The organism is Mycolicibacterium arenosum (assembly GCF_024320865.1).
Taxonomy (GTDB): domain Bacteria; phylum Actinomycetota; class Actinomycetes; order Mycobacteriales; family Mycobacteriaceae; genus Mycobacterium; species Mycobacterium arenosum.
The window spans coordinates 56,342-82,475 of sequence record NZ_JANDBD010000007.1; the positions used below are offsets into that span (position 1 = coordinate 56,342).

A 26,134-nucleotide genomic window follows, 5' to 3' on the forward strand; every position below is an offset into this window, starting at 1 on the left:
ACGGTCCCCAGTCGATGATAGAGCTGACCGACCTCACGAAGATCTACGGCCACGGTGACGACCGCACCGTGGTGCTCGACCGTATCAACTTCCGCGTCGAGGCCGGCGAGATCCTCGCCGTCGTCGGCCCCAGCGGGGCGGGGAAGAGCACGCTCGCGCAGTGCGTCAACCTGCTGACGCTGCCGACGTCGGGTTCCGTCGTCGTCAACGGCGAGGACCTCACCACGCTGTCGACGCAGAAGCTGCGCGTCGCGCGTCGGCGGATCGGCACCGTCTTCCAGTCGGCGGGACTGTTCGAGCGACGCACCGCGGCCGAGAACGTCTCGCTGCCACTGGAGTACCTCGGCGTCACCGCGTCGGAGGCACGCCATCGAGTCGCCGAACTTCTCGACCGGGTCGGCCTGACCGCGCGCGCCAACCACTACCCGTTCCAGCTCTCCGGAGGCCAGCGGCAGCGCGTCGGCATCGCGCGCGCCCTGGCGCTGCGGCCGTCGGTGCTGCTGTCGGACGAGGCGACGGCCGGGCTCGATCCGACGACCACCTCATCGGTGGTCGACCTGCTGCGCGAACTGCGCGACGACCTGGACCTGTCGATCGTCTTCATCACCCACGAGATGGACACCGTGCTGAAGATCGCCGACTCCGTGGCCTCCCTCGACCACGGAAGCATCGTGGAATCCGGTCGGCTGGTGGATCTGCTGACCGATCCCGATTCGCACCTCGGTGCGGCGCTGCGACCGCAGGGGGTGGCCGCAAACGCCTCGGCGGGTGAGCAGGTGTGGCACGTCGTCTACGACTCCCCGGACGTGCCCCCGGACTGGATCGCACGGGCGTCGGCGGACCTCGGTTCACCGCTGAGTGTCCTCGGCGCGTCGGTGCAGCAGGTCGGTGGCGTCACGATAGGCGCTGCAACGCTGGGTATTCCGGACCGTCTCAGCTCACGCGCGGCCGAGGTGCTCAGTCGCTACGGGCTCGCGACCACGACCACCACCCCCGCCGTGGAAGAGCTGGAGGGCGTCGCGTGACCCGGACCCTGCTCGCGAACACCAAGGTGCCGTTCGACGAACTCCCCGGCCTGCTCTTCCCCGCGCTGCTCGACACGCTGATCATGGTCGGCGTCGTGATGACCATCGTCGTGGTGGTGGGCGTGCCGCTCGGCGCGCTGGTGCACAACCTCGCGCCCGGCGGCCTGTTCGAGAACCCGACGCTGCACACGGTTCTCAGCTGGATCATCAGCATCGGCCGCAGCCTGCCGTTCCTCATCCTGATGGCCGCGATCATGCCGTTCACCCGGTTCATCACGGGCACGAACATCGGGATCGCGGCGGCGGTGGTGCCGATGGCGCTGGCGGGCACCGCGTTCTTCACCAGGATCGTCGAGAACTCGCTGCGCTCGGTGCCGCCGTCGGTGGTGCAGGTCGCCCGCGCGTCGGGTGGCTCGCCTCTGCAGATCATCCGCACCGCGCAACTCGCCGAGGCGGTGCCGTCGATCCTCGGCGGCCTCACCATCAACGTCATCGCGATGATCGAGTACTCCGCGATCGCCGGAACCATCGGCGCGGGTGGAATCGGCTACGTCGCAGTCACTTACGGTTATCAGCGCTTCGATCAGGGCGTCATGCTCGCGACCATCGTGATCCTGGTCGTCACCGTCGCCGCGGTGCAGCTCATCGGCGACGCACTCGTTCGCGTCACCACGCCGCACAGCCGGGCTCGTTCCGGCGCGGCCCGTCCACTGCGCAGACGCGCAGTCACCGCATAGGGGAAAAATCATGGCAACGACAACCACTCCCGACGAGACCGACGATCACGGTTTCGAGTTGAAACGACGGCCCAAGTGGCTGTGGATCGCGCTGAGCCTCGCCGTGGTGGTGGTCGTGATCGTCGGGGCGCGGTTCATCTTCTTCGGGAAGACGCAGTCGCCCAACGAGATCACCGGCGCGACGCTGGTGGTGGCGACCAACGAGGGCAACGCGGCGGAGCAGGCGCTCATCGAGTACATCGCCAGAGAGGTCGCGCCGAGGCACGGGATCACGGTGGCGTTCCGCGGCCTGTCGGACAGCAACACGATCAACCGCGCGGTCAGCGACGGCGAGGTCGCGGGCACCATCTATCAGCACAAGCTGTGGCTGGGCCAGGTGCTCGAGGCCAACCCGGACTTCCGCGAGGAAGCGGCGACGCCGGTGTTCCGCTGGGGCTTCGGCATCTGGTCGGACAAGTACACCGACCCCGCGCAGCTGCCGGACGGCGCGAACGTCTCGCTCTACTCGGATCCGGCCAACGAGGCCCAGGGGCTGTGGCTGCTCGAGCGCGCCGGGCTCATCACGCTGGACCCCACCAAGGACAAGTGGACGGCGACGCAGAAGGACATCGTCGGCAACCCGAAGAACCTGAAGTTCACGCTGCTCGACTTCGCCGCGCAGTCGCGGTCGCTGCCGGATCTCGATGCCGCAGTGGGCTATACGGAGTACTACCTGGCGGCCAAGGTGCCGATCCAGCAGCAGATCTTCGCGCCGCCCGCACCCGACGAGTTCGCCGGCCAGCTGACGATCGGCAGCAAGTGGGCCGACACCGAGAACATCAGGAAGCTGGTGGAGACGTTCAAGGATCCGGCGGTGCAGCAGTACCTCGCCACCGACCCGAGCGTGAAGGACATCCTGCTGCCGCTCTAGTACCGCGAGCAGAAGCCGCATTCTCCTCTGTGAGAATCAAACCCGTGCTCCCGCCGCGATCCCGCGGTTGAATCCAGCATCATGACCGAGACCCTCGTCGAGAACCCACTCCAGCGCGCACGTGCTCACTTCGCCCCCGTCTTGGCCGAGATCGCCGAGGGCACGCGGGAGCGCGACCTGGACCGCGTGCTGCCCGTCGACGCGGTCGACGCACTCAAGCGCGCCGGCTTCGGGACGCTGCGGGTGCCGGTCGAGTTCGGCGGCTGGGGGCTGGACTGGGTCGACGTCACGGCACTCTGGATCGACGTGGCCGCCGCGGACGCCAACCTGGCGCAGGCACTGCGCGGACACTTCGTCTTCGCCGAGGACGTGCTGTTCCGGCATCGTCGAGGGGAGAACGTACAGCGCTGGTTCGAGCGATTCGTCGCAGGCGAGATCGCGGGCAACGCGTGGACCGAGACGGGCTCGACGAGCATCGACCGCGTCCAGACCGAGGTGACCACCGTCGACGGCAAGCTGGTCGTCAACGGCCGCAAGTACTACACGACGGGCACGATCTTCGCGGAGTGGGCCGACGTCTACGCTCGGGTCGACGAGGACCCGGTCATCGCATTGGTCGACACGCGTCGGCCCGGCGTCACCGTGCACGACGACTGGGACGGCTTCGGGCAGCGCGGCACGGGTACGGGCACCGCGGAGTTCGAGAACGCCGCCGTCGACGACCTCGTCCCGTTTCATCGGCGGCACCCGTACCAGACGGCGCTGTACCAGCTGAACCACCTGGCGTCACTGGCCGGTATCACCAGGGCGGTGCTCGCGGACGTGACCCGCGAGGTGCAGGGTCGCGAGCGGAACTTCAGTCACGCCAACGCCTCTCGCGTGCGCGACGACCCGCAGGTGCTGGCCCGTGTCGGTGAGATCTGGGCTGCGGCGTACACCACCGAGGCGCTGGCCCTGAAGGTGGCCGAGGCCGCCGATGCCGCGGCGACCGTCGATCCGTACGACACCGAGGGCTTGGCGCAGGCGTCCGAACGGGTGGAGTTGGAGTCGTCGGCCGCGCAGGTGACGGCGTCGCAGCTGGCGATCGACGCGGCGTCGAACCTCTTCGACACGCTCGGCGCATCGGGTACGTCGACCCCCAAGGGACTCGATCGGCACTGGCGCAACGCGCGCACGGTGGCGTCGCACAACCCGCGCATCTTCAAGGCGAAGGTGCTCGGCGCGTTTCAGGTCAACGGCACTCCCCCGCCGTACGCGTGGGGCATCGGTCGCACGGAGCGATCCGAGACCTCACCCTCCTAGCGCAAACTACGCGGCGACTTTCAGACGCGCGGAGCGCTGCGGCGTGGGGTTCGGCAGCGCCAGCCGGTGCACGACGCGCAACGCCGAGAGATACTGCCCGGCGAGCGAGCCGGTGAGGTAGGGCAGCCGGTACTCCTCGCAGAGTGCGCGCACCCTGACGGCGATCTCCGCGAGCCGGTTGCTCGGCAGATCCGGGAACAGGTGGTGCTCGATCTGGTAGCACAGGTTGCCGCTCGAAAACGCCATCAGACGACCGGCTTTGAAGTTGGCGGTGCCGAGCATCTGGCGCAGGTACCACTCGGCCTTGGTTTCGCCTTTCAGCACGTCCGGGTCGAACTTCTGAGTGGCGTCCGGAAGGTGGCCGCAGAAGATGACGACGTAGGTCCAGAGGTTGCGCAACAGATTGGCGACCACGTTGGCGGCCAGGGTGCGGCGCCACCGGCCGCGGCTGAGCGCCGGGAAGACGACGTAGTCCTTGAGCGTCTGTCGGCCGATCTTCTTCAGCAGGAGCTTGCCCTGAACCGATCGGTTCTTCCTCAGGTCCACTTCGTGCAGCGCGATGCCCCACTCGAACAGGAGGGCCAGCAGCAGGTTCTGCAGTGGCTGAAGCAGATAGATCGGCTTCCACGGCTGATCACTGGTCACCCGCATCACACCGAAACCGAGGTCTTCGTCCTCGCCGATCACGTTGGTATACACGTGGTGGCGGTAGTTGTGCGACGCCATCCACTGCGACGAGACGGCGACCATGTCCCACTCCCAGGTGGCGGAGTGGATCTCGGGATCGTTCATCCAGTCCCATTGACCGTGCGAGACGTTGTGCCCGATCTCCATGTTCTCGACGCTCTTGGCGTACGCGAGTCCCAGCGTCCCGGCGATCCAGCCGAACCTGGTGGTGGACGCGCCGATCACCAATCGTGACGCCAGGTCCAGCAGTCGCTGAAACCTGATCGTGCGGCGGATGTAGGTGTTGTCCGCCTCGCCGAGCGAGTCCTCGACGTCGCGGCGGATCGCGTCGATGTCGCGTCCCAGACGTTCGATGTCCGCGGGTTTCAGGTGGGTGTACGCAGCGATATCGGTGATGGCCATGCAAAGTCCTCGGTCGATCGATCAGCGAAATGGGCATTGATCTTGACCCAGGAACTGAAGTGTGAATGCCGCGGCCGGAGTGCTCGACGCGTGTAGTACCAGCCTACGCGGCTGCGCTCACTAGCGTTGTTCGGCCAGCTCAGCCAGCAGGTCGGGTAGCGGCACGGTGGCGATTCCGATCGCGCTGTCGGCGATCCCGTACGGGATCACCAGCGTGTCGGCGTGGACGAGCCCGCCACAGGAGTACACGACGTTGGGCACGTAGCCGTTCTGCTCGTCGGGGGTCGGGCTGAGCAGCGGCCGCCGGAGTCGGCCCCGGACGACGGTCGGGTCGTCGAGGTCGAGCAGGATGGCGCCGATGCTGTACGTGCGCATCGGTCCGACGCCGTGCGTGAGCACCAGCCAGCCGGCGTCGGTTTCGATTGGTGCACCGCAGTTTCCGAGCTGCAGGACTTCCCAGGTCTCGGTCGGCTGCTGGCACCGGGACGCGGTCGGCCACACCGACAGGTCTTCCGCGAACGCGACGGAATTGGTCTCGCGGTCCGATCGCGACATGGCGGCGTAGCGTCCGCCGATCCGTCGCGGGAACAGGGCCAGCCCCTTGTTGGCCGCGGCGCGGCCGACGAGCGGACTGGACGTGAACATCTGGAAATCGTTGGTCTTCAGCAGTTGCTGACTGATCTGCGACCCGCTGTAGGCGGTGTAGGTGGCGAGATACGTGACCGAGCCGTCGTCGTCGACGAAGCGGACGAACCGCGCGTCTTCCATGCCGGCGTCCTCGGCCTCCGTGGCGGGCCACAGCACTCTCTCGGAGAGCGGCACGTAACCGGGGAACTCGACGGCGTAGAACCGCGATGCGATTCGCCGCATCAGCGCGACCGTATCCTCGGCGTGCCCGCGGGTACGGCGATTGGCGAGCAGACTGTCCAGTCGCTCGTCGAGGTCCGATCTGGTGAACAGGTCGCCGATACCACTGAAGACATAGTTCGCAGCTTCGCCTGCGTGACCTTGTCTTTCGAGTTCGGCGCGCATCGCCGATGCCTCGAGCAGTGCCGGTTCGACGCGCCCGGTGGAGTTGAACGGCGTCGGTTCGTCGATGGTGACGGCACCCGACGCGTCGACGACACCGGTACGGAATCCGATCGAGGAGCGGTGACCTTCACCGATGCCGCGCACGCTCATCACGAAGCGCAGGCCGCCGTCGGCGACATCCGTCTGATCGGGGTGCGCCACGACACTCGGATTGCACAGCGCCGCGGCCTCGATGGCGTACTCACTGGTGAACGTGGCCCCCAGCAACGACATTCGTGCATCTGACAGGCGTTGATTCGGGTTCAGCCGGTCGGCGAGTTCGCGGGCGTGCCGAACGAACGTGCCGTTGAGGTCGCGGTGCCGTCCGTCGAACCGGGCGATGACGTCGTCGAGCGCCGCTCGGACCTCGTCCTCGCTGAGGGCGAGGATGCGTTTCACGACGACGCCCGCGCGGGACTCCTGCGTCTCGAAGCCCTCCTGACCCGGTACGAACAGCCGGGTGATGACGCGCGACGGATCGGCGAGAAGCCGCTGGTCCCCGCGGGTGGCCAGTTCGATGCGAGTCAACGTCACAGCGGTACGGGCGAGAGGCGCTGCGCGTGTTGCAGCGTCGAGATCACCGCGAGTGTCGACTCCGCGCCGCGGTTGAGGTTGACCCCGTCGGAGTGCAACCCGTCGAACCCGGCGCCGGTGAGCGGATCCCACATGACCTGCCCGCTGTCGTTGTCGCCCTGGAACCACGCGACGGCTGATCGGACACCGTCGGGCCAGATCTGCCGGGGATCGGACGCGGCGGCTCGTGCGCACGCGTCGGCGAGCGCTGCCACCTCGATCGGTTGCTGGTCGAACGCCGGCTCCGTGTCGCCGGGGCCGCGTCCATCCACGGACGAGGGCGACAGGTGGTCGTCATGGGTTTCGACGCCGAGCAGCCACTCCAGCAGATCGAGACCGCGGTGGTGCAGCGCCGTGCTCTCCAGCGCCACGCCCGCCGCGATCATCGCCTCGGCGATGATCGCGTTGCCGTACGTCAGACGCGCTTCGGGCCAGGGCCATTCGGGATCGAGTGCGCCGAGACCAACCGTCACGGCGTAGTCGGTGAGCAGGCGCAGTGCTGCGGAGTTGCCGGGTTCGACGGTGACGAGCTCGGCGGCGCCGACGGCGGCGAACGCCATCGCGCGCAGCGACGTCGATCGGGCCTTGGCCGCTCGTTCGAACTGGATGGTGGCGAGCCGACGCACCATGGACACGTCGCTGTGCGCCGCTGCGGTGCCGAGGCCCAGGAGGCATCGGCCCCAGTGGTCCCCGGTGGTGGGCTGATCGGTCCAGTTCCCGGCGCGGTCCAGGCGGTTGCGACACGCGCCGCTGTACGATTGCGCGTCGTTCAGGAACTGCAGCGCCTTACCCGCGAGGCCGTTCACCTGGCCCGACGAGTCCGGTTGCCGAGTGGTGACCACGAGGACACGCGCCATGTCATCGGTGCAGTAACCGTGCTCGCGACGGGGTTCGGCCATGTCGGCGTGCTCGAAGGTGGCGCGGTGGTCCGTCATGCTCAGCAGATGCATGAAGATCGGTTGGGGCGCAATGTCGCTCATGTGAAGGACCGCTCATTGACGACCAGCCCCTGGGCTAATCGGACGTAGGCGTCGGCGACGACCGGCCAGGCCATCGACGGTGCCAGTTCGCGTGCCCGCGAGCTCATCGATCCCGCCGCCTGCCGGTCGGTGAGGACTCGCGACAGCGCGTGCACCAGCGCGTCGGGGTCGTCGTGGTCGACGATGGCGTCGCGGCCGAGCAGTTCCCGCGCGTGGGGGAAGTCCGTGGCCACGACGGGGCGGCCGGTAGCCAGGGAGTCGACCAGCACGCCGGAGGTGGCCTGGTCACGGGAGTCGTAGGGCAGAACGACGACGGCGGCCGTCTGGATGAGCGCGCCGAGTTCCGCGGGGGTGCGGTACGCGTCGTCGAACGACACCGAGTCGGAGACGCCTAGGCTCTTCGCTTGCGCGAAGCGCTCTTCCCGGTACTTCTCGCCCTGTGCGACGAGGACCTTGGGGTGGGTGCGGCCGGCGACCAGATAGCGCGGGGCGTTCGGCAGGTTGCGCAACGACACCATCGCGTCGATGACACGCTCGATGCCCTTACCGGGCCCCAGCAGCCCCCAGGTGAGGATGGTCGGGCGACCCGGCGACGGCGCGGTGTCGGCACCCGTGACGATGGCACCGTGCGGGATGGTGGCGATCTTGGTCGAATCGACGGCGTAGCCGACGGTCAGGCGATGGCGCGCCTCCTTCGACATGACCACGACCTTGTCGGCCAGCGAGAGCACGCTCTCCAGTACCGAACGTTGATGCGGTGTCGGATCTTTCAGCACGGTGTGCGCGACGACGATCGACGGCACGCGCAGGCCCGCCATGATCTGGAGGATCTCGTCACCGTCAGTGCCGCCGTAGACGCCGTACTCGTGCTGAATGAGCGCGACGTCGGCGCGGTTCAACTCGTCGACCGCCGCGGCGATCGAATCCGGTGACCCGCTGACCAGTTCCGCCGCGACGTGAACGTCGCTCGAGACCTCGGCGTCGGCGATGCGCACGACGGTCGCGCTGCCGCCCTTGCGAAGCATCGCCTCGACGAGAGCGGCGCTGAACGTCGCCAAACCGCACGGCGTCGGCGCGTATGTGCTGAGGATGCCGAACTTCGGCACATACGAAAAGTGTTGCACCCCAAAGGGTGCGTTCAAATGATTGACTAACGGTGGTGCATTCAAGAGGTATCCCGACTGGGTGATTACCACCGGCGCTACCGGCGTAAGGAAGACTCGGAGGCTCAGCGCAGAAACTGATGCGAATCCGGACCTGCTGGGAGTGCCAGCTGGCCTTAGTCTACACCCCTTCCGGTTCGGCGCCGGGCGAGGCGACCTCGCGGCTGGCCGCCGCGCGGATGGCGTCGGCCAGGCGCGAGGCGGCCGGTCTCATGCGCTCTGCCGGTGGCGAGGCCAGGTAGACCTGCCACACCACGGGTGTCGCGAGCGCGATGGCCCGCAGGTCAGGGCACCGCGCCGCCTCGGAGCGCGGCATGAACGCCGTCCCGAGACCGTTCGCAACCAGCCCGGCGATCGCCGGGAATCCGCCTGGCACCTCGTAGTGCGTGCGTGGTGCGACGCCGGCGTTCTGCAGGGCCCCGTCCATCAGGCGGCGCAGCCCGAATTCCGGCGGGAATCCGATGACGTCGTCGGCGGCGGTGTCGGTGAGATGGACGCGTCGTCGCGTGGCCAGCGGATGGTCGTCGCGGCAGACGAACACCATCGGCTCCTCGAACAGCAGCCGCATGTCGAGCTGCGGCGGCATCCGGTCCGGCACCGATACCAGCGCCAGGTCAAGCGAGCCCTCGATGAGTGCGCCCAGGTATGACGATGCACCGGACTGACTGAGCCGCAACGTGATTCGCACGTTCGGGTGGCTGCGATGGAAGTCACCGAGCGCGCGCGGGACGTCGACCGGGCCGTAGGAGATCAGCGAGCCGAACTCGACGGTGCCCAGCAGCGTATCGCGATACTCGGCCACGGACTCGGCCGCCGCCCTGGTGGCGCGCACGACGTCGTGGGCACGCCCGAGGAACGTCTCCCCTGCCGACGTCAGCCTGATCCGCTGCCGCGTGCGGTCGAACAGTTGAACGTCGAGCTCGCGTTCCAGCTTCGCGACCGAGGTCGACAGCGCCGACTGGACGACGTGCGCGCGGTCGGCCGCACGCGTGAAGCTCAGCTCCGTCGCCACGGCGATGAAGTGCTCGATCTGGCGCAATTCCACCGGCACACTCTATCTATCACATAGATGCCTTGTATCAATATCAATCGTTGGACACGATGATGTAGCAGCGGTGAGATGGGGGGTATGAACAGACGTGACTTCGGACGGCTGGCCACGCTGACCGCGGGTGCGGCGACCCTGGCCGCGTGCGCGTCGGCACCCGATACCGTCGCCGCCGGCCCGCCCGCCGCCCCGACGCACGAGCTGGGGCCGGTCAAGCAGATCGACGCCGGAGAGCTCAGCATCGGCTACGTCGAGGCGGGACCCGCCGACGGCCGACCGGTCATCCTGCTGCACGGTTGGCCGTACGACATCCACAGCTACGCCGACGTGTCAGCGCGCCTCGCCGAGCAGGGCTACCGCGTCCTGGTGCCGCATCTTCGCGGCTTCGGTAGCACCAGATTCCTGTCGGACAACACGTTTCGCAATGGCCAGCAGGCCGCGCTCGCCCATGACGTGATCGCGTTCATGGATGCGCTGCGCATCCCCAGCGCGATCCTCGGCGGTTACGACTGGGGCGGGCGCACCGCCAACGTCGTCGCCGCACTGTGGCCGCAGCGGGTTCAGGGGCTCGTCGCCGTCAGCGGCTACATCGTCGTCAACCTGAAGACGAATCTCGAGCCGCTGGCGCCGAAAGCCGAGTACGGCTGGTGGTACCAGTACTACTTCGCCACTCCCCGAGGCGAACTCGGCTACCGCGACAACACGCACGACTTCAACAAGCAGATATGGCAGTTGGCGTCGCCGAAGTGGACGTTCACCGACGTCGCCTACGATCTGTCGGCCGCCGCGTTCGACAACCCGGATCACGTCGCCATCGTGATCCACAACTACCGGTGGCGGTTGAGCCTCGCCCCCGGTGACCCGCGCTACGACGCTGACGAAGCCCGCCTGGAGACGCGCCCGCCGATCGCGGTACCGACGATCACCATCGCGAGCGACTTCGACGGGGCCGCCAAGGACGGCGCCGGGTACCGGGCGCTGTACACCGGTCGCTACGAGCACCGCGTTCTCGACGGCATCGGGCACAACGTGCCGCAGGAGGCGCCCGAGCAGTTCGCGCAGGCGATCGTAGACGTGAGCCGATGACCGCGGCACTTGCGGGCCGCCGCGCGCTGGTCACCGGATCGACGTCGGGCCTCGGCGCCGGGATCGCGATCGCGCTGGCCGACGCCGGCGCGGACGTCGTCGTCACCGGCCGCGACCGGGCCCGCGGCGCGGAGGTCGTGCGCCGGATCGAATCGGGTTACGGTAGAGCCGTTTTCATCCCCGTCGACTTCTCGGAGGGGGACACGGCGATCAGCGAACTGGCGGCCTCCGTCGGCCGGATAGACATCCTGGTGAACAACGTCGCCACCCTGGTTCAGCCTGCCCCGACCTCCGACGTCACCGCCGCCGAGATCTCAGCGGCGTTCGCCGTCAACGTCGCGACGCCCTTCTTGCTGACGGGGTTGCTGGCGCCGGGGATGGCGGAGCGGGGCGAGGGAGCGATCGTCAACGTCGGCTCCATCAGCGGCATCATCGGCGCCGAGGGGTCGGCGCTCTACGGCGCGACCAAGGCGAGCATCCACCTGCTGACCAAGGCCTGGGCGGCGGAGTTCGGACCGCGCGGCGTGCGCGTCAACGCGGTCGCGCCGGGTCCGATCGCGACGGAGCGCAACGCCGAGTTCGCTGATGCGATCGCGCCGGTGTTGGCCAGAGTGCCGTCGCACCGAATGAGCACCGTCGAGGAGGTCGCCGCGACCGTGGCGTTCCTGGCCGCAGCCGGGAACATGCACGGGTCCATCGTGACGGTCGACGGTGGGGCGACGGCCGCGTGAGCAGACGCAAACTGCCCTGAAATCCTGCAGATCAGGGCACTTTGCGTCTGCTGGCGACGCTCAGGGATTGAACATCGTGCTTCCCGCGATCGGATGCGTCGTGCTGACGAGTTTGGCGACGCAGTGGTCGCGGTCGAAGCCCTGCGCGGAGCACCAGCCGAGCGCGTCGTTCGGATCGCCGAACGGCAGGCCGACGACGGTGACCCAGAAGTCGCGGCCGTCGAACGTCGACCAGTCGCCCGACCACAGCAGCTTGACGTCGGGATACATCGCTCGCAGTCGGTCGTGCTCGTCGAGGATCGCCTGATTGGTCCACGTCCGCCCCTCCGCGACCAGGCCCACGCGCTTCGAACTGATCTGCGGTATCCACCGGTCGGCGAGGACGTTGGCGACGTCGGAGCGGTCGCCGTCGGCGAGGTCCTGCAGTCGGGCGAGGGCGGCCTGCTCGGGATCCTGCGGCCGCGTCGTAGTGGTGGTGCGGGTGGTCGACGTCGGGCCGTCCGACTGCGCGGCGCCGAGTTCGACGGCGACGCCGGATTTCGCCTCCGCTTCGGTGAAACTCGACTCGCCGTGCCGTCCGACCTGGACCCGGTAGAAGCGCGCGCCCGTCGGGACGTCGGTCACCTCGAAGGCCAGTTCGCATCCGTCGCGCCGACTCGTCGACTCGGTGATCGCGCCCTTGCCGAGTAACGTGCCCGCCTCGTTCTCGACGGTGATCGCGGTCCTCGGTCCGACGTCGCCGAATTCGCCTGCGCCGCCGCACTCGTAGCCGCGCGGAAGTCCGTCGGTGGTGGTGGCGCCGCTCGCCAGGTGCACGGTGCCGACGAGCGTGAACGGCGCCGTGGGCTCGTCGCCCGGCCGCAGCAGGAAGAAGGCCGCCAGTGCCACCGCGACGACGAGCGCCGTCGCCCCGACCGCGACACCCACGATGCGGCCCGTCGACCGGCGGGGCGCAGCCTGCGGCGGTGGCGGACTGGACGGCGCCAGCGCGGTTGCGGGAGCGGTGAACTGCTGTGGTGCAACGGGTTCGGGTCGCATCGGCTGCGGCCGCTCCAGGGCGCGCGCGAAATCCATGCAGCTGTGGAAGCGCGCCGCGGGATCCTTGGCCATGCCCCGCGCGATCACCCCGTCGAGGAGGGCGAGCTCGGGCCGGATGCGGGACACGGCCGGCGGTGGCGCGGTGAGGTGCTTGCCGATCACGACAGCGGGATTGCTGTCGACGAACGGCTGCGAACCGGTCAGCAGGTAATACGCCGTTGCGGCGAGGGCGTACTGGTCGGCGCGGGCGTCGACGCGGCGTCCCATGAGCTGCTCCGGCGCCGCGTAGGCCGCGGTGCCGACGGTCATGTTCGTCCCGGTCAGGTTCGTGTCGGCGTTGCCCATGTCGCGGGCAACGCCGAAGTCCGCCAGCAGGATTCGCCGGTCCGAGTGGTCGATATCGGCGATCAGGATGTTCGCCGGTTTCACGTCGCGATGCAGCAGTCCCCTGCCGTGGGCGTAGTCGAGAGCCGACGCGATGGCCTTCACGATCTCGACGGCGTGCTGCGGCGGCATGCCGTGGGGATACCGCTCGCGGACGAGCTGGCTCAGGTCGGTGCCGTCGACGAAGTCCATGGAGATCCACAGCCGGTCGTCGTCCTTGCCGCGATCGTGGATGCCGACGATGTGCGGGTGCCACAGCTTGGCCGCGAGGTCAGCCTCGCGGTTGAACCGCTCCTGGTAGCCGGGGTCGGCCGAGACGTCGGATCGGAGCACCTTGATGGCGTCGCGCCGGGGCAGGCGGGGATGCTGGCCGAGGTAGACCTCGCCCATCCCCCCTGCTCCGAGCCTCCGCACGATGGTGTAGCCGGCGAACGTCGTGCCATCAGCCAACGGCATACGCGGATCGTACTCAGCGGACGGGGCGGGGGCGCCAACTTCCCGTCCGCGGTGACGCCGTCGGGGTGATGCCTACCCCAACGCGTCGCCCGCCGGTCCGAGGTCCAGGAACACCGTCTCGCCGTTGGCGTCCTCGACCCCGTCGTTGTCCGTCACGACGTAGAGCCTGCCGTTGCCGGCGATCGCGAAGCCCTCCACCTTCTCCTGCACGAACCCGCGGGTGGCCTGCAGGTCGGGAAGCAGGTTGCGGGCCAACGTCTTCGGCAGCACCACCGGCGTGTTGTCCGGCTCGAACGCCTCGCCGCCGGCGGGGATCTGCACCCGGTAGATGGCCTTCACCTTCGCGTCGGGTCCGTTGAGCTTGTCGCGCTCCAGCACCAGCAGCGACCCGTCGTGCACCTGGATCTCCGACAGTCCCACCCAGTCACCGTCGACGTCGGTCTTCTCGAGTTGGTAGCCGAACCACTCCCACTTGTCATCGGCGGGCGTGAACTTGCCGAGCCGCACCACTCCCGTGCGGTCGGTCTTGACCTCACGCTGCAGCGCCACCCAGACGTTGTCGCCGTCGACCGCGACGCCCTCCAGGCCCTGACCGCCGAGCCCCGCTGCGACGTCATCCGGCAGGGTCACGCGGTTCTCGATGGCGCCGTCGGCGGCGACGAACACCAACTCGTTGCCCGGCCCCTCCTCACCTTCGACGGCCAGCACCCAGCCTGCTCCTGGCCGCGCCGAGACGCCCTCGACGTCCAGGGTCACGGGCTTGCCGTCCTCGGTGATCGGCAGGGCGGTGTCGATCAGCGCCGGCGTCTTCGTCAGGTCAATGCCGAGGATGCGCGCCGGCCCGTAGGCGTTGTCGGTGGCGGTGAACAACCGGTTCTCGTCGCCGGGGTCGGCCGACAGCGCGCCCAGCGCACCCCACGAGATCGGCGCGCCGTCCACATCGCCGGAGACGATCGACGGGAACGGCGGCATACCGCCCTGTGCCGCAAAGGGTTCGCCGTAGCCGTAGACGCTGACCGACGCGCGGACGCGGGCCTCGGCGTCGTCGGCCTCCGAGGAGATCACCAGCAGGTTGCGCGCCGGGATCGGCAGCACGCCCTCGGGTCCCGGCGTGGTCGGCAGGATCTGCCGGAACACGGGAGCGGCGGGATCGCTGACGTCGTAGACCGCCACGAAGTTGGAGCGCTCGGAGGCGATCAGCGCGGTGGGCTTCCCACCGATCGTCGTGATCGCCAGGCCTTCCGGCTCGGGACCCTTGGACTCGGCGCGGCTCTCGATGTGCAGACCGGTGCGCACCGCGAGTTGCTCGACGCTGTTGCCGGCGTCCCACACCACCTGCCCGTTGGTGTCGAAGATCGTCCAGCCGCGGGTGCCGCCCTTCCAGTCCCCCTCGTTGGCGGTGGCGAGGTGGTCGTCGTCGACCCAGCCGATCGCGTCCGGCTCGCGGGGCGTCTCGGGGATCGACCCGGTCTGGTCGATAGCGCCGTCCTCTGCGACGTCGATCCCGGAAACGGCGACGCTGCCCGCGCTGAAGATCTTCTCGACGGCGCCGCTGCGGCCGTCGATGATCGCGACGCCGTTGTTCTCCTGCAGCGTGACCGCGACCTGACCCCGCGAGTTGATGCTGACGTACTCGGGCTCGAGATCCTCAGGGGTGTCGAGGCCCGCGGCCCGAGCGGCCTCGACGTCGAAATCGACCCTGCGAGGCTTCCAGGTGTTCGGCGCCCCCTCGAGGTCGAGGAGTTGCACGAATCCCGTTGGGGGCTGCGGCAGGTCGCCCTCCTCCTTGCCGGGCGGGGTGAACTCCTCGTCGCGCTGGTTCTCCATGGCGATCGCGGCGAACCCGCCGTCCCTACTGATCGCGATCGAATCCGGCTGGCCGCCGAGGTCGATGCTTTGGACGCGGGTGCGGTCCCTGACGTTGACGACGTCGAGGCGGCCGGACGGTTTGGGGAAGTCACCACCGGTCGTGTCGACGACGACGAGCACGACGTCGCCGACGGCGGCCACGGAGGTGGGCTGGTCGTCGGCGTCGCCGAGTTCGGTGAGCGGGAGTGTCCCGTTGGCAAGGGGTTTCGCGGGATCGCGGATGTCGAGGAAGCCGATGCGCTTGGCGGCCGCGTCGGTGTAGATCAGCGTGTTGCCGTCGGGGGTGACGGTGGAGATCTCGGCGACGGTCTCCTCGTCGGCGGGCGCGGCGTTGGGCCGGTTCAGATACACCGGGAAGGTCGCCGTCCGGTGGTAGCGCTCGCCTGCGGGGATGTTGAAGTCGATCGGCGAGGTCGCGCGCGGGGTGTCGGCAGTGCCGTCCGGTTCCGCGGTCTCGGTGCCGCAGGCCGTCAGGGCCAGGGCCGCGATCGTCGTCAGTACGGCTGCGCGACGCAGGTTCGCCGTCATGTCACCTCTTCGGTTGTCGGCTGTGAGCGGCACGAGCATTCCGTGCGGAGGTGAACGCTCGGTGACCGGCGGGCAGACGAGAGAGGTGAGTGCTGACGCCGGCGTCAGCAGTCGCGGGAAAACGGGTATGCGCCCGACATGACGGTCATCGGATTCCACTGCTCACACGAGCAGATCAGCCCCGGACGGTTGCTGCGCGACGTCCAGCACGCCGAACGCGCGGGGTTCACCGCGGGGATGTCGTCGGACCACTTGAGTCCGTGGAGCGTGCGGCACAACGAATCGGGCTTCGCCTGGTCGTTCCTCGGCGCGGCGCTCGCCACGACCAACCTGCCGTTCGGCGTCGTCAACGCGCCGGGACAGCGGTACCACCCGGCGATCATCGCCCAGGCGATCGCGACGCTCGCGGAGATGTTCCCCGGCCGGTTCTGGGCGGCGCTCGGTTCCGGCGAGGCGTCCAACGAACGCGTCACCGGCGAGGCGTGGCCGCGCAAGGAGGTCCGCGACGCGCGCCTCGTCGAGTGCGTCGACGTCATCCGCCGCCTGCTCCGGGGTGAGGAGGTCAGCCACGACGGCCTCGTCCACGTCAACCGGGCGCAACTCTGGACGCTGCCCGACGGGGTACCCGACCTCGTCGGCCCCGCCGTCACGCCGGAGACCGCCGCGCGGCACGCCGCGTGGGCCGATGGTCTGATCACCGTCAACCAGCCGGCGGACGTGCTGCAGAAGGTCCTCGACGCGTACCGCGACGCGGGCGGTCGCGGTCCGGCGCGGTTGCAGATCCATCTCAGCTGGGCGCCCACCGAGGACGAGGCGACCGCCATCGCCCACGACCAGTGGCGCAACAACGTGTTCGCTCCCCCGGTGTCCTGGGACCTGGAGACGGTCGAGGCGTTCGACGTCATCGGCGAGACGGTGACGTCCGAGCAGGTGGCGAAGTCGGTGCGGATCTCCGCCGACCTCGGTCAGCACGCGGCGTGGTTGGCGGAGTACGTGGAGCAGGGCTGGGACGAGCTGTACCTGCACTTCGTCGGCCAGCACCAGGCCGACTTCATCGACGCCTTCGGCGCTCACGTCCTGCCGCAGCTCGCGCCGACGGCGGTGCACGCATGAGGAGGATCGAGACCGGCGACCTGTGGTGGAAGAACGCCGTCTTCTACTGCGCCGACATCGAGACGTTCTACGACTGGAACGGCGACGGCACCGGCGACATCCGCGGTATGACCGAACGCCTGGACTACCTGTCCGATCTCGGCGTGACGTGTCTGTGGCTCATGCCGTTCTATCCGACCGCCCGCAGGGACGACGGCTACGACATCACCGACTTCTTCGGCGTCGACCCGCGGCTGGGCACCCTCGGCGACTTCGTCGAGCTGGTGCGCACGGCCAAGTCGATGGGGATCCGGGTGATCATCGACTTCGTCATGAACCACACCTCCGACGCGCACCCGTGGTTCAAGTCGGCCCGACGAAGTAAGGACGATCCCTACCGCGACTACTACGTGTGGACCGACACCGAGCCCCCGGACACGTCCAAGGACGTGGTGTTCCCCGATCAGGAGGACAGCCTGTGGGAGCTCGATCCGAAGACGAACGAGTGGTACCTGCACCACTTCTACAAGCATCAGCCCGACCTGAACATCGCCAATCCCGAAGTGCAGGAGGAGATCTCGCGAACGCTGGGCTTCTGGCTGGCCCTCGGCGTGTCCGGGTTCCGGGTCGACGCGGTGCCGTTCCTGTTCGCGAAGGACGGCGCGCCCGGCGATCCGGGTGCGTTCGATCCGTTCGAATACCTCGGCGACGTCCGCAACTTCGTCACCCGCCGCGTCGGCGACGCGGTTCTGCTCGGCGAGGTGAACGTCCCCTACAAGGACCAGAAGCAGTTCTTCGGTGGAGCCGACGGCGACGGCCTGAACATGCAGTTCGACTTCATCGGCATGCAGAGCATCTATCTGTCGCTCGCGCGCGGCGATGCGCGGCCGCTGGCCAAGGCACTGCGTCAGCGCCCCGGCCTGGACGTGACCAGCCAGTGGGCCAACTTCGTGCGCAACCACGACGAGCTGACCCTCGACAAGCTGAGTGACGTTGAGCGGCAGGAGGTTTTCGACGCGCTCGGACCCGACCCCGACATGCAGCTCTACGACCGCGGGCTGCGTCGGCGGCTGCCCGCCATGGTCGGCGGCGACGAGCGCCGCATGCGGATGGTGTACTCGCTGGCGTTCTCTTTGCCCGGCACGCCGGTGCTGTTCTACGGCGAGGAGATCGGCATGGCCGAGAACCTCGAGATCCCCGGTCGGCTGGCCGTCCGCTCACCGATGCAGTGGACGGGCGGCGCGAACGGCGGCTTCTCGACCGCGGCGAAGCGGCGCGTCGTCCGGCCCGTGACCGACGGGCTGTTCGGACCGGAGCGCGTGAACGCCGCCGATCAGCGCCACGACCACGGCTCGTTCTGGTGGTTCATCCGCGACCTGATCTACACCTACCGTCAGCAACCCGAGATCGGCTGGTCGACGGCCACGATCCTGAAGCAACCGAACCGGGCCGTGCTGGCGCACGTACTGCGCGAGGAGTCGGGGTGGCAGCTGGTCGCGCTGCACAACTTCGGCGCCGACGGGTGCCTGGTGTCGATCGAGCTCGAGGACGCCCCGCCGGGCTCGATCCTCGTCGATCTGCTCGACGGCCTCGCCGAATACCCGCTGGACAAGGGCCTCGCCGAGTTGGAGCTGGACGCCTACGGCTACCGGTGGCTACGCCTGATCCGACCCGGCGACGAGCCGATCTGACGTCCCCCGCGACCCCCTCTGACCCGCAGTGAGATGCGTCGCTGAGCGCTCTCGCCGGGTGACGATTACGTTAACCTTAGGTGTTTGCGCTGGCCCAAGCTCAACGACGAGGCCCCCAGGGCGGTGTTGTGTGCTGAGGACGTGCAAAGGGGAATCGTCGAGTGTCGGGACTGTACGACCCTGATCAGGAGAAGAGCAGCTGCGGCGTCGGGTTCCTGACCCGCAAGGACGGCCGCCAGACCCACGAGGTCATTCAGAAGCTCCACGAGGCGCTGTGCGCCGTCCCGCACCGCGGCGGCATGTCCTCGGAGGGCGTCGGCGACGGCGCGGGCGTCAACCTGGACCTCTCGCTGCGCTTCTTCCGCAAGGTCACCGGGCGCTCCGACCTCGACCTCGGCAGCTTCGGCGTCGGCAACTTCTTCCTGCCCAACGATCCGGCCTTCCACGCCGAGGCCGAGACCGTCATCCGCGAGGCGCTGGCCGCGCAGGGCTTCGACATCCTGGTGGAGCGCGACGTGCCCGTCGACGAGACCGCGATCCGGCCCGCCGCGATCAAGTACCAGCTGCCCGTCCGCCAGTGGGTGTTCGCGACGGGCAACGGCGGCCCGCTGTCCGACCGCAGCATTCACGACGCCCTCATGGCGATCGAGGAGGTCGCCTACACGCGACCGCAGTTGCGGGGCCTGTACCCGCTGTCGCTGAGCGCTCGCACCCAGGTGCTCAAGGGCCGGCTCAACTCCAACGAGGTCGTCCCCTACTTCAGCGATCTGTCCGACCCGCGGATGGAAGTGCACTCGATGTTCTTCCACACCCGGTTCTCCACCAACACCGAACCCAATGCCACGATGGCGCAACCGTTTCGGTTGATGGCCCACAACGGCGAGCTGAACACAGACAAGAAGAACCGGCTCTCCGACAACGCCGTCGCGCTGGCCCGCAACCGCGAGATCATCCGGCCCTACGGGCAGTCCGACAGCTGTCGACTCGACCAGACCCTGCAGAACCGCGTCCTGGAGGACGACCTCGACCTGGTCACCGCCGTCGTCGCGATGATGCCGCCCGCGTGGGAGAACGACCCGACGCTGTCGCCCGAGGTGCGGGCCATGCTGGAGTTCTTCAGCCTCTACGAGGAGAAGAACGACGGCCCCGCGGCGCTGATCTTCGGCGACGGCCGCTACATCGGCGCGCGGCTCGACCGGCTGGGGCTGCGCCCGCTGCGCACCGTTGAGACCGCGGAGTACCTCGGTGTCATGTCCGAGGCCGGGCAGCTGTACTTCCCGCCCGAGGAGGTGACCAAGCGCGGCCGCATCGAGGCCGGCGGCATGCTGTACTACGACCACTCGCGTCGCCGGACGTTCGGCACCACCGAGGCGCTGGAAATGCTTGCCGCGCAGCAGGACTACCGCAGCATGGTGGCCGAGGCCCGCGTTAACCTCGGCGACCTGCCCGCCGTCCCGCCGGAGGGTCAGCTGTCACCGGCCCGCTACAACGGCGACCTGAACCGCTACCAGCGCTACGTGGCGTACTCGCTGAATCAGGAGAGCTTCAAGTTCCTGATGGACCCGATGCTCGCGACGGGCCAGGAGAAGATCTCCGCGATGGGCTACGGCGCCGCGATCAACGCGCTGTCCAATCACGAGGGCGGTATCGCGCGGTACTTCTCGCAGCGGTTCGCCCAGGTGACCAACCCGCCGCTGGACAGCATCCGCGAGGCCGACGGGATGACGCTGCGGGTCGCGCTGGGCGCCAAGCCCAACAGCGGTGCGCCACCGGCCCCGCAGATCATGATCCAGACGCCGATCCTCACGCACCTGGACATGCTGAAGATCCGCGATCAGAAGCAGACGCCGGTGAAGCGGTTCGGCAGCCGGTACCGCGTCGTGCTCAACGACGGCGAGGCCAACTCCACTGCGTTGATCAAGGGCATCGACGACCTCTGCGATGAGGTCGAGGCGTTCGCCCGTGACACCGGCGGCATCGCCGTCGTCTCCGACCGGCACGTGTCCAGTGAACTCGCTGCGATGCCGATGACCATCGTCATCTCGGCCATCAACCAGCGGCTCATCGAACAGGGCCTGCGCCGCCGGGTGTCGGTGATCGTGGAGAGCGGTCAGGTCTGCTCGTCGCACCACGTCGCGACGGTGCTCGGGTTCGGCGCGTCGGCGGTCTACTCCCTCGGCGTGCAGATGCGGGCCGAGGAGAAGTTCGGCCCCGACGAGGCCTCGATTGTCGCGGCGTTCAAGCGGTTCAAGAAGGCCGCCGAGAAGTCGCTGATGAAGACCATGGGCCGCGTCGGGCTGTGCACGGTGGAGAGCTACATCGGCGGCGAGTTCTTCGAGCCGAGCTACCTCGACACCAACGGGCCGGTGCTGGACAAGTACTTCCCCAACGTGATCTCCGTCGTCGGCGGCGTCGGCTTCCGCACGCTGTCGGACACGTCCGCCGAATGGCACGGCCGCGCACTGGAAGTCGGCGGCGAGAAGGACCTGCCGCTGCTCGGCCTGTTCAAGGAGCGGGCGGAGGGCGCCGGACACTCCTACGGGACGACGGCGGTGCGCGGCTTCGTCGACATGACCGAGGAGGCCATCGCGTTCGGCGACGAGGCCCGGCCCAAGAACCCGGACATGGCCGACCCGCTGTTCCTGCGTACGCTGCCGCTGCACCAGCTCGAGGGAGCGTTCGGCCTGGACGACGAGGCCTACCGCAACAACAGCTTCGAGGAGATGACGCCGCGGGCGATCAACAGCTTCGACATCACGCCGGGCTACCGCAGCTTCGTGTTCGCGATCAACGCCGAGCGGGCGCGTCGGCCCGCGGCGCTGCGCGACGTGCTGGCGTTCCCCGCCGACGTCAACTTCGCCACCACGGCCGAGGAATTCCGTTTCGAGATGGGCCAGTTCGCGTACTTCGGCAACAACTCCTACCTGGTGCGCGGGCTGACGATCTCGCGCGTCGAGGACGAGTTCACCCTGAAGCTGAGCCACGGCCCGGAACGGCTGCAGGCGCTGGCGGACTCGCTGCTGCTGCGGTTCGGCGACGCGATCGTGGACTACGAGGTGACCGGCGACCGGTTGCGGGTGACCGCCCGCGGCAGGGCGCGGCACTTCCTGGCGGAGTTGCGGACCGCGCCGGACTCGATCCCGCTTGCGGCGGTGCAGCAGGCCGACGAGATCGCCGCCACGCTCACGTCGGGCGCGATGAGCCACGGCGCGCTGGTCGCGAACGCCCATGAGGCCGTCGCGCACGGCACCAACATGGTGGGCGGCCTGTCGAACTGCGGTGAGGGCGGCGAGCACATCAGCCGCTACGGCACCATCCGCGGCTCGCGCATCAAGCAGTTCGCGTCGGGCCGGTTCGGGATCTGGGCCGGCTACCTGGCCGACCCGATGCTGCGCGAGCTGGAGATCAAGATCGGTCAGGGCGCGAAACCCGGTGAGGGCGGCCAGCTTCCGGCGCCCAAGGTGACGGTGCAGATCGCGGCGGCTCGCGGCGGCACGCCCGGCGTCGAGCTCGTCTCGCCCCCTCCGCACCACGACACCTACTCGATCGAGGACCTCGCGCAGCTGATCCACGACTGCAAGGCCGCACGCGTGCGGGTGATCGTGAAGCTGGTGTCCAGTGAGGGCATCGGCATCATCGCCGCCGGCGTCGCAAAGGCGGGCGCCGACGTCATCAACGTCGCGGGCAACACCGGTGGCACCGGCGCGGCCGCGGTGACGTCGCTGAAGTACGCCGGGCGCTCGGCGGAGATCGGCGTCGCCGAGGTGCATCAGGCTCTGGTGGCCAACGGGATTCGGCAGAAGGTGGTGCTGCGGGCGTCGGGCGCGCACCAGACGGCCAGCGACGTGGTGAAGTCGGCGCTGCTGGGCGCGGACAGCTACGAGTTCGGCACCACCGCGCTGATGATGCTCAAGTGCGTGATGGCCAAGAACTGCAACATCAAGTGCCCGGCCGGGTTGACCACCAACGCCGAGGCCTTCGAAGGTGATCCGCGCGCGCTGGCGCAGTACCTGCTGAACATCTCGCACGAGGTGCGGGAGATCCTGGCGGTGCTCGGACTGCCGTCGCTGCGGCACGCCCGCGGGCGGACCGACCTGCTGCATCTTCTGGACCACCCGTCGAGCATCGGCAGGCTGGACCTGCGGGCGATGCTGGCTCCCGCGCAGGGTTTCGTGCCGGAGAACCCGATCTACCTGGAGAAGGACTACGCGGTCGACGACGCGTTCCTGGCGCAGCTGAACCTCGACGGCGTGGTCATGGATCCGGTGGAACTGGGCAACATGAACAAGAGCGTCGGCGGTCAGCTGGCCATCGACATCGAGCGGATGCTGAACCACCCCGGACCGGACGGCGTCGCCACCGGTAGCGCGGTCGCGACCGACCACCGCGGTCGGCGCTACCTGCTGCCGGACAGCGTCGTCATCACGACGACGGGATCCGCGGGCCAGAGCTACGGCGCGTTCTGCAACGACGGAATGACGTTGACGCATCAGGGAACCTGCAACGACGGCGTCGGTAAGAGCCAGTGCGGCGGCAGCATCACGGTGCGCTCCCCCGGCGGCGGGTCGACGCAGCCGGGCGGCAACGTGCTGATCGGCAACTTCGCGCTGTTCGGCGCGTCGGGCGGCCGGCTGTTCGTCGAGGGCGAGGCCGGTGACCGGTTCGCGGTGCGCAACTCCGGCGCCACCGCGGTGGTCGAGGGCGTCGGCGAGTTCCTCTGCGAGTACATGACGAACGGCGCGGTGTTCAATATCGGCGGCTTCGGCAAGGGTGTCGCCAACGGGATGAGCGGCGGCTTCCTCTACCAGTACGACCCGACCGGCGACCTGCCGTCGAAGGTCAGCGCCGACTCGGTCACGCTGGCCCCGGTCACCGACGCGCCGTTCCACGAGGTGGCGGCGCGCACGCTGCTGGAGTGGCACGTCGCGGCCACCGGATCGGTGAAAGCCAGTCAGCTGCTCGCCGATTGGGAGACGACGCGCCAGCACGTGGTGTACGCGATGCCGCGAGCGCTGCTGCAGTACCAGGACGCCGACGCGATCCTGTCGTCCAAGACGCGCAAGGAACTGCTCGACGAACTGGCCGTCGCGCTGGCGGGGCATCAGGTGGCGAAGTTCAAGCGGTCCTACCGCGACGACGAGTACGTGCTGGGTGGTGCGGTGCCGGGGTACGGCGTCACCGACACCGAGCAGATGTACGTGCTGCTCAACACCTACACGGTGCTGAACATGGCTCAGCAGCTGGCGCTTTCGCGGCTGCCGGGTGTCACCGATGTCTCCGACCCGGCCGTCGGCAAGACGGTGCGCAACCTGGTGCTCACCGAGGACTTCTTCCTCATCCAGAAGCTGCAGAAGTACGCGCGCGAGGCCGTCGACAGCTTCACCGACGAGAACCTGGCGGTGTTCATCGCGAACAAGCGGATCACCGATTACAAGACCGCGCTGGCGCATCGCAACGTGCTGTCGATGGACAGTCCCGGCACGTACGGCTGGATCCTGGACCAGGACACCAGGAACGTGGAGCGGATCGGCCGGCTGCCGTCGTTCGAGGAGCTGTTCGCCGCCCAGTCGGTGCCGGACGTGGCCGCGTCGTTCGAGTCATTGGAGAGCGCATGACGAAGATCGCCTACATCCCGCCGGACGCGCCGTTCAACGAGGATCAGCGCGCCTGGATCTCGGGCTTCCTAGCGGGATTGCACTCGCGGCTGGCGATGAACGTCAACGCCCCGCCGCCGCCCGTCGCCGAGCAGGTGGAGCCGGGGCCGTCGCTGCGGATCCTGTACGGAACGCAGACCGGCAACGCCGAGGGCGTCGCGAATGACGCTGCGGCGGCGGCGAAGACGCAGGGCTTCGACGTGACGGTCAGCGGGCTCGACGAGATCGAGCTCGACGAGTTCGCGGGGCTGAAGTACGTGCTGATCGTGACGTCGACCTACGGCGAGGGCGAGATGCCCGACAACGCCGAGCTGTTCTGGGAGGCGCTGGCGGCCGACGTGGCGCCGCGGATGGAGGGCGTCTCGTTCGGCGTGCTGGCGTTGGGCGACACCGGGTACGACGGGTTCTGTCAGGCGGGCAAGCTCTTCGACATGCGCCTGGAGCAGCTCGGCGCGCAGCGGGTGCTGCAGCGCGTCGACTGCGACGTCGACTACGAGACGGACGCCGCGGAGTGGATTCAGCACGCGCTGACGGCGCTGGTGCCGACGTCGGGTGCGACCGGCATGCCGAGTGCGCCGCCGCCGAGCGCGGTCGCCCGGTCGGGGTGGACGCGCAAGAACCCGTTCGTCGCCGAGGTCGCGACCAACCGGCTGCTGTCGGGGGCGGGGTCGGACAAGGAGATCCGGCACATCGAGTTCGCGTTGGCGGACAGCGGAATCGAGTACGAGGCCGGCGACGCGCTAGGCGTCATCCCGGAGAACGATCCGGCACTGGTCGATGCGATCGCCGAGCACTTCCGGGTGTCGATCGGCACGCTGGTCGACGACGAGCCGCTCGGCGAGCTGCTGGGGCAGCGCTACGAGATCAGCGTTCCGAGCAAGGATCTGCTGGGCGAGGTGGAGAGCCGCGCCGACAACGAGGAGCTGTCGCACGTGCTGCGCGGCGGCGTGAAGGAGACGCTGGAGCGCTGGCTGTACGGCAAGGACGTGCTGGACATCCTGCGCATCGCCGATAACAGTCTGAGCGTCGAGGAGTTCGTCGGGCTGCTGAAACCGCTTCAGCACCGGGCGTATTCGATCTCATCGTCTCCGCTGGCGAATCCCGATTCGATTCACCTGACGGTGGCGGCGGTGCGGTACCAGTCGAACGGCCGGGAGCGCGGCGGCGTGTGCTCGACGTTCCTGGCCGACCGCGACGCGAAGGCGAGGATCTTCCTGCAGCCGAACAAGTCGTTCCGGGTGCCGGTCGATGACGACACCCCGATGGTGATGGTCGGCCCCGGCACGGGCGTGGCGCCGTTCCGGGCGTTCCTGCAGGAGCGGGCGCTACGCGGAGCTAAGGGCCGCAATTGGCTGTTCTTCGGCGATCAGCACCGGGCGCACGACTTCGCCTACGAGGACGAGATCACCGGCTGGCAGCAGTCGGGTGTGCTGAATCGATTGGAGCTGGCCTTCTCTCGCGATCAGACCGAGAAGATCTACGTCCAGACCCGGATGCTCGAACACGGGCAGGAGCTGTTCAGCTGGCTCGAGGAGGGCGGGCACTTCTACGTATGCGGCGACGCGACCCGGATGGCCAAGGACGTCGACAAGGCGCTGCACGTAGTCGTCGCCGAGCACGGCGGCCTGGACGCGGACGGTGCGACGGAGTACGTCAACTCGCTCAAGCGGGAGAAGCGGTACGTCCGCGACGTGTACTGATCCCCGG

Annotated in this window: 17 protein-coding genes; 10 read left to right on the top strand and 7 right to left on the bottom strand. The window is 68.5% G+C overall.

All coding sequences use genetic code 11. The features are described from left to right. The first annotated feature begins 14 nt into the window (after positions 1-14). The 4 genes from NM203_RS17485 to NM203_RS17500 all read left to right on the top strand — a co-directional run bounded on the left by NM203_RS17485 (position 15) and on the right by NM203_RS17500 (position 3,974). Positions 15-1,025, top strand: coding sequence for a methionine ABC transporter ATP-binding protein (locus NM203_RS17485; RefSeq protein ID WP_255061315.1), 1,011 nt, complete (start codon positions 15-17; stop codon positions 1,023-1,025). After that, positions 1,022-1,762: a methionine ABC transporter permease gene (locus NM203_RS17490; RefSeq protein WP_255061316.1), complete on the top strand. Its 741-nt coding sequence runs from the start codon at positions 1,022-1,024 to the stop codon at positions 1,760-1,762. Before NM203_RS17485 ends, NM203_RS17490 begins: the two co-directional genes overlap by 4 nt. Before the next feature lie 10 nt (positions 1,763-1,772). Then, the gene (locus NM203_RS17495; protein ID WP_255061317.1) at positions 1,773-2,672 is read left to right on the top strand and encodes a MetQ/NlpA family ABC transporter substrate-binding protein; all 900 of its coding nucleotides are present in this window, start codon (positions 1,773-1,775) and stop codon (positions 2,670-2,672) included. Positions 2,673-2,753: 81 nt separating this feature from the next. After that, a complete protein-coding gene (locus NM203_RS17500; RefSeq protein WP_255061318.1) occupies positions 2,754-3,974 on the top strand; it encodes an acyl-CoA dehydrogenase family protein in 1,221 nt (406 codons plus the stop codon). Positions 3,975-3,980: 6 nt separating this feature from the next. On the opposite strand, the gene NM203_RS17505 is transcribed toward NM203_RS17500, so the two are convergent. The 5 genes from NM203_RS17505 to NM203_RS17525 form a co-directional block, all read right to left on the bottom strand. Continuing rightward, positions 3,981-5,063 (bottom strand): fatty acid desaturase family protein, encoded by a 1,083-nt coding sequence (locus NM203_RS17505; RefSeq protein ID WP_255061319.1) that lies wholly within the window; start codon positions 5,061-5,063, stop codon positions 3,981-3,983. A 120-nt stretch (positions 5,064-5,183) separates the two neighbouring features. Then, complete coding sequence (locus tag NM203_RS17510; protein ID WP_255061320.1) at positions 5,184-6,668, bottom strand: glycoside hydrolase family 130 protein; 1,485 nt, start codon at positions 6,666-6,668, stop codon at positions 5,184-5,186. Further along, on the bottom strand, positions 6,665-7,687 hold the full coding sequence (locus tag NM203_RS17515) for a glycosyltransferase (protein ID WP_255061321.1): 1,023 nt from the start codon (positions 7,685-7,687) through the stop codon (positions 6,665-6,667). Before NM203_RS17515 ends, NM203_RS17510 begins: the two co-directional genes overlap by 4 nt. Beyond that, a complete protein-coding gene (locus NM203_RS17520; RefSeq protein WP_255061322.1) occupies positions 7,684-8,793 on the bottom strand; it encodes a glycosyltransferase in 1,110 nt (369 codons plus the stop codon). The genes NM203_RS17515 and NM203_RS17520 overlap by 4 nt, the downstream gene beginning before the upstream one ends. Positions 8,794-8,971: 178 nt before the next feature. Next, positions 8,972-9,895 (bottom strand): LysR family transcriptional regulator, encoded by a 924-nt coding sequence (locus NM203_RS17525; protein ID WP_255061323.1) that lies wholly within the window; start codon positions 9,893-9,895, stop codon positions 8,972-8,974. Between the two features lie 75 nt (positions 9,896-9,970). On the opposite strand from NM203_RS17525, the gene NM203_RS17530 reads away from it, so the two are divergent. Both NM203_RS17530 and NM203_RS17535 read left to right on the top strand, forming a co-directional pair. Next, positions 9,971-10,984, top strand: coding sequence for an alpha/beta fold hydrolase (locus NM203_RS17530; RefSeq protein WP_255061324.1), 1,014 nt, complete (start codon positions 9,971-9,973; stop codon positions 10,982-10,984). Next, the gene (locus tag NM203_RS17535; RefSeq protein WP_255061325.1) at positions 10,981-11,715 is read left to right on the top strand and encodes an SDR family NAD(P)-dependent oxidoreductase; all 735 of its coding nucleotides are present in this window, start codon (positions 10,981-10,983) and stop codon (positions 11,713-11,715) included. The genes NM203_RS17530 and NM203_RS17535 overlap by 4 nt, the downstream gene beginning before the upstream one ends. A 60-nt stretch (positions 11,716-11,775) precedes the next feature. Here NM203_RS17535 and NM203_RS33530 read toward each other — a convergent pair whose 3' ends face one another. Both NM203_RS33530 and NM203_RS17545 read right to left on the bottom strand, forming a co-directional pair. After that, positions 11,776-13,593, bottom strand: a complete 1,818-nt coding sequence (locus NM203_RS33530; RefSeq protein WP_303624810.1) for a serine/threonine-protein kinase — start codon at positions 13,591-13,593, stop codon at positions 11,776-11,778. Positions 13,594-13,665: 72 nt separating this feature from the next. Beyond that, positions 13,666-15,990, bottom strand: a complete 2,325-nt coding sequence (locus NM203_RS17545; RefSeq protein WP_255061326.1) for an esterase-like activity of phytase family protein — start codon at positions 15,988-15,990, stop codon at positions 13,666-13,668. A gap of 138 nt (positions 15,991-16,128) precedes the next feature. Here NM203_RS17545 and NM203_RS17550 point away from each other — a divergent pair, with 138 nt between their 5' ends. The 4 genes from NM203_RS17550 (at position 16,129) to NM203_RS17565 (ending at position 26,127) form a co-directional block, all read left to right on the top strand. Beyond that, the gene (locus NM203_RS17550) at positions 16,129-17,103 is read left to right on the top strand and encodes a TIGR03885 family FMN-dependent LLM class oxidoreductase (protein ID WP_255061327.1); all 975 of its coding nucleotides are present in this window, start codon (positions 16,129-16,131) and stop codon (positions 17,101-17,103) included. After that, on the top strand, positions 17,100-18,773 hold the full coding sequence (locus tag NM203_RS17555) for an alpha-amylase family protein (protein WP_255061328.1): 1,674 nt from the start codon (positions 17,100-17,102) through the stop codon (positions 18,771-18,773). The genes NM203_RS17550 and NM203_RS17555 overlap by 4 nt, the downstream gene beginning before the upstream one ends. 161 nt (positions 18,774-18,934) lie before the next feature. After that, positions 18,935-24,388, top strand: a complete 5,454-nt coding sequence (locus tag NM203_RS17560; RefSeq protein ID WP_255061329.1) for a glutamate synthase-related protein — start codon at positions 18,935-18,937, stop codon at positions 24,386-24,388. Then, entirely contained in the window at positions 24,385-26,127 is a 1,743-nt protein-coding gene (locus NM203_RS17565) for a sulfite reductase subunit alpha (RefSeq protein ID WP_255061330.1), read from the top strand. The genes NM203_RS17560 and NM203_RS17565 overlap by 4 nt, the downstream gene beginning before the upstream one ends. Positions 26,128-26,134 lie beyond the last annotated feature (7 nt).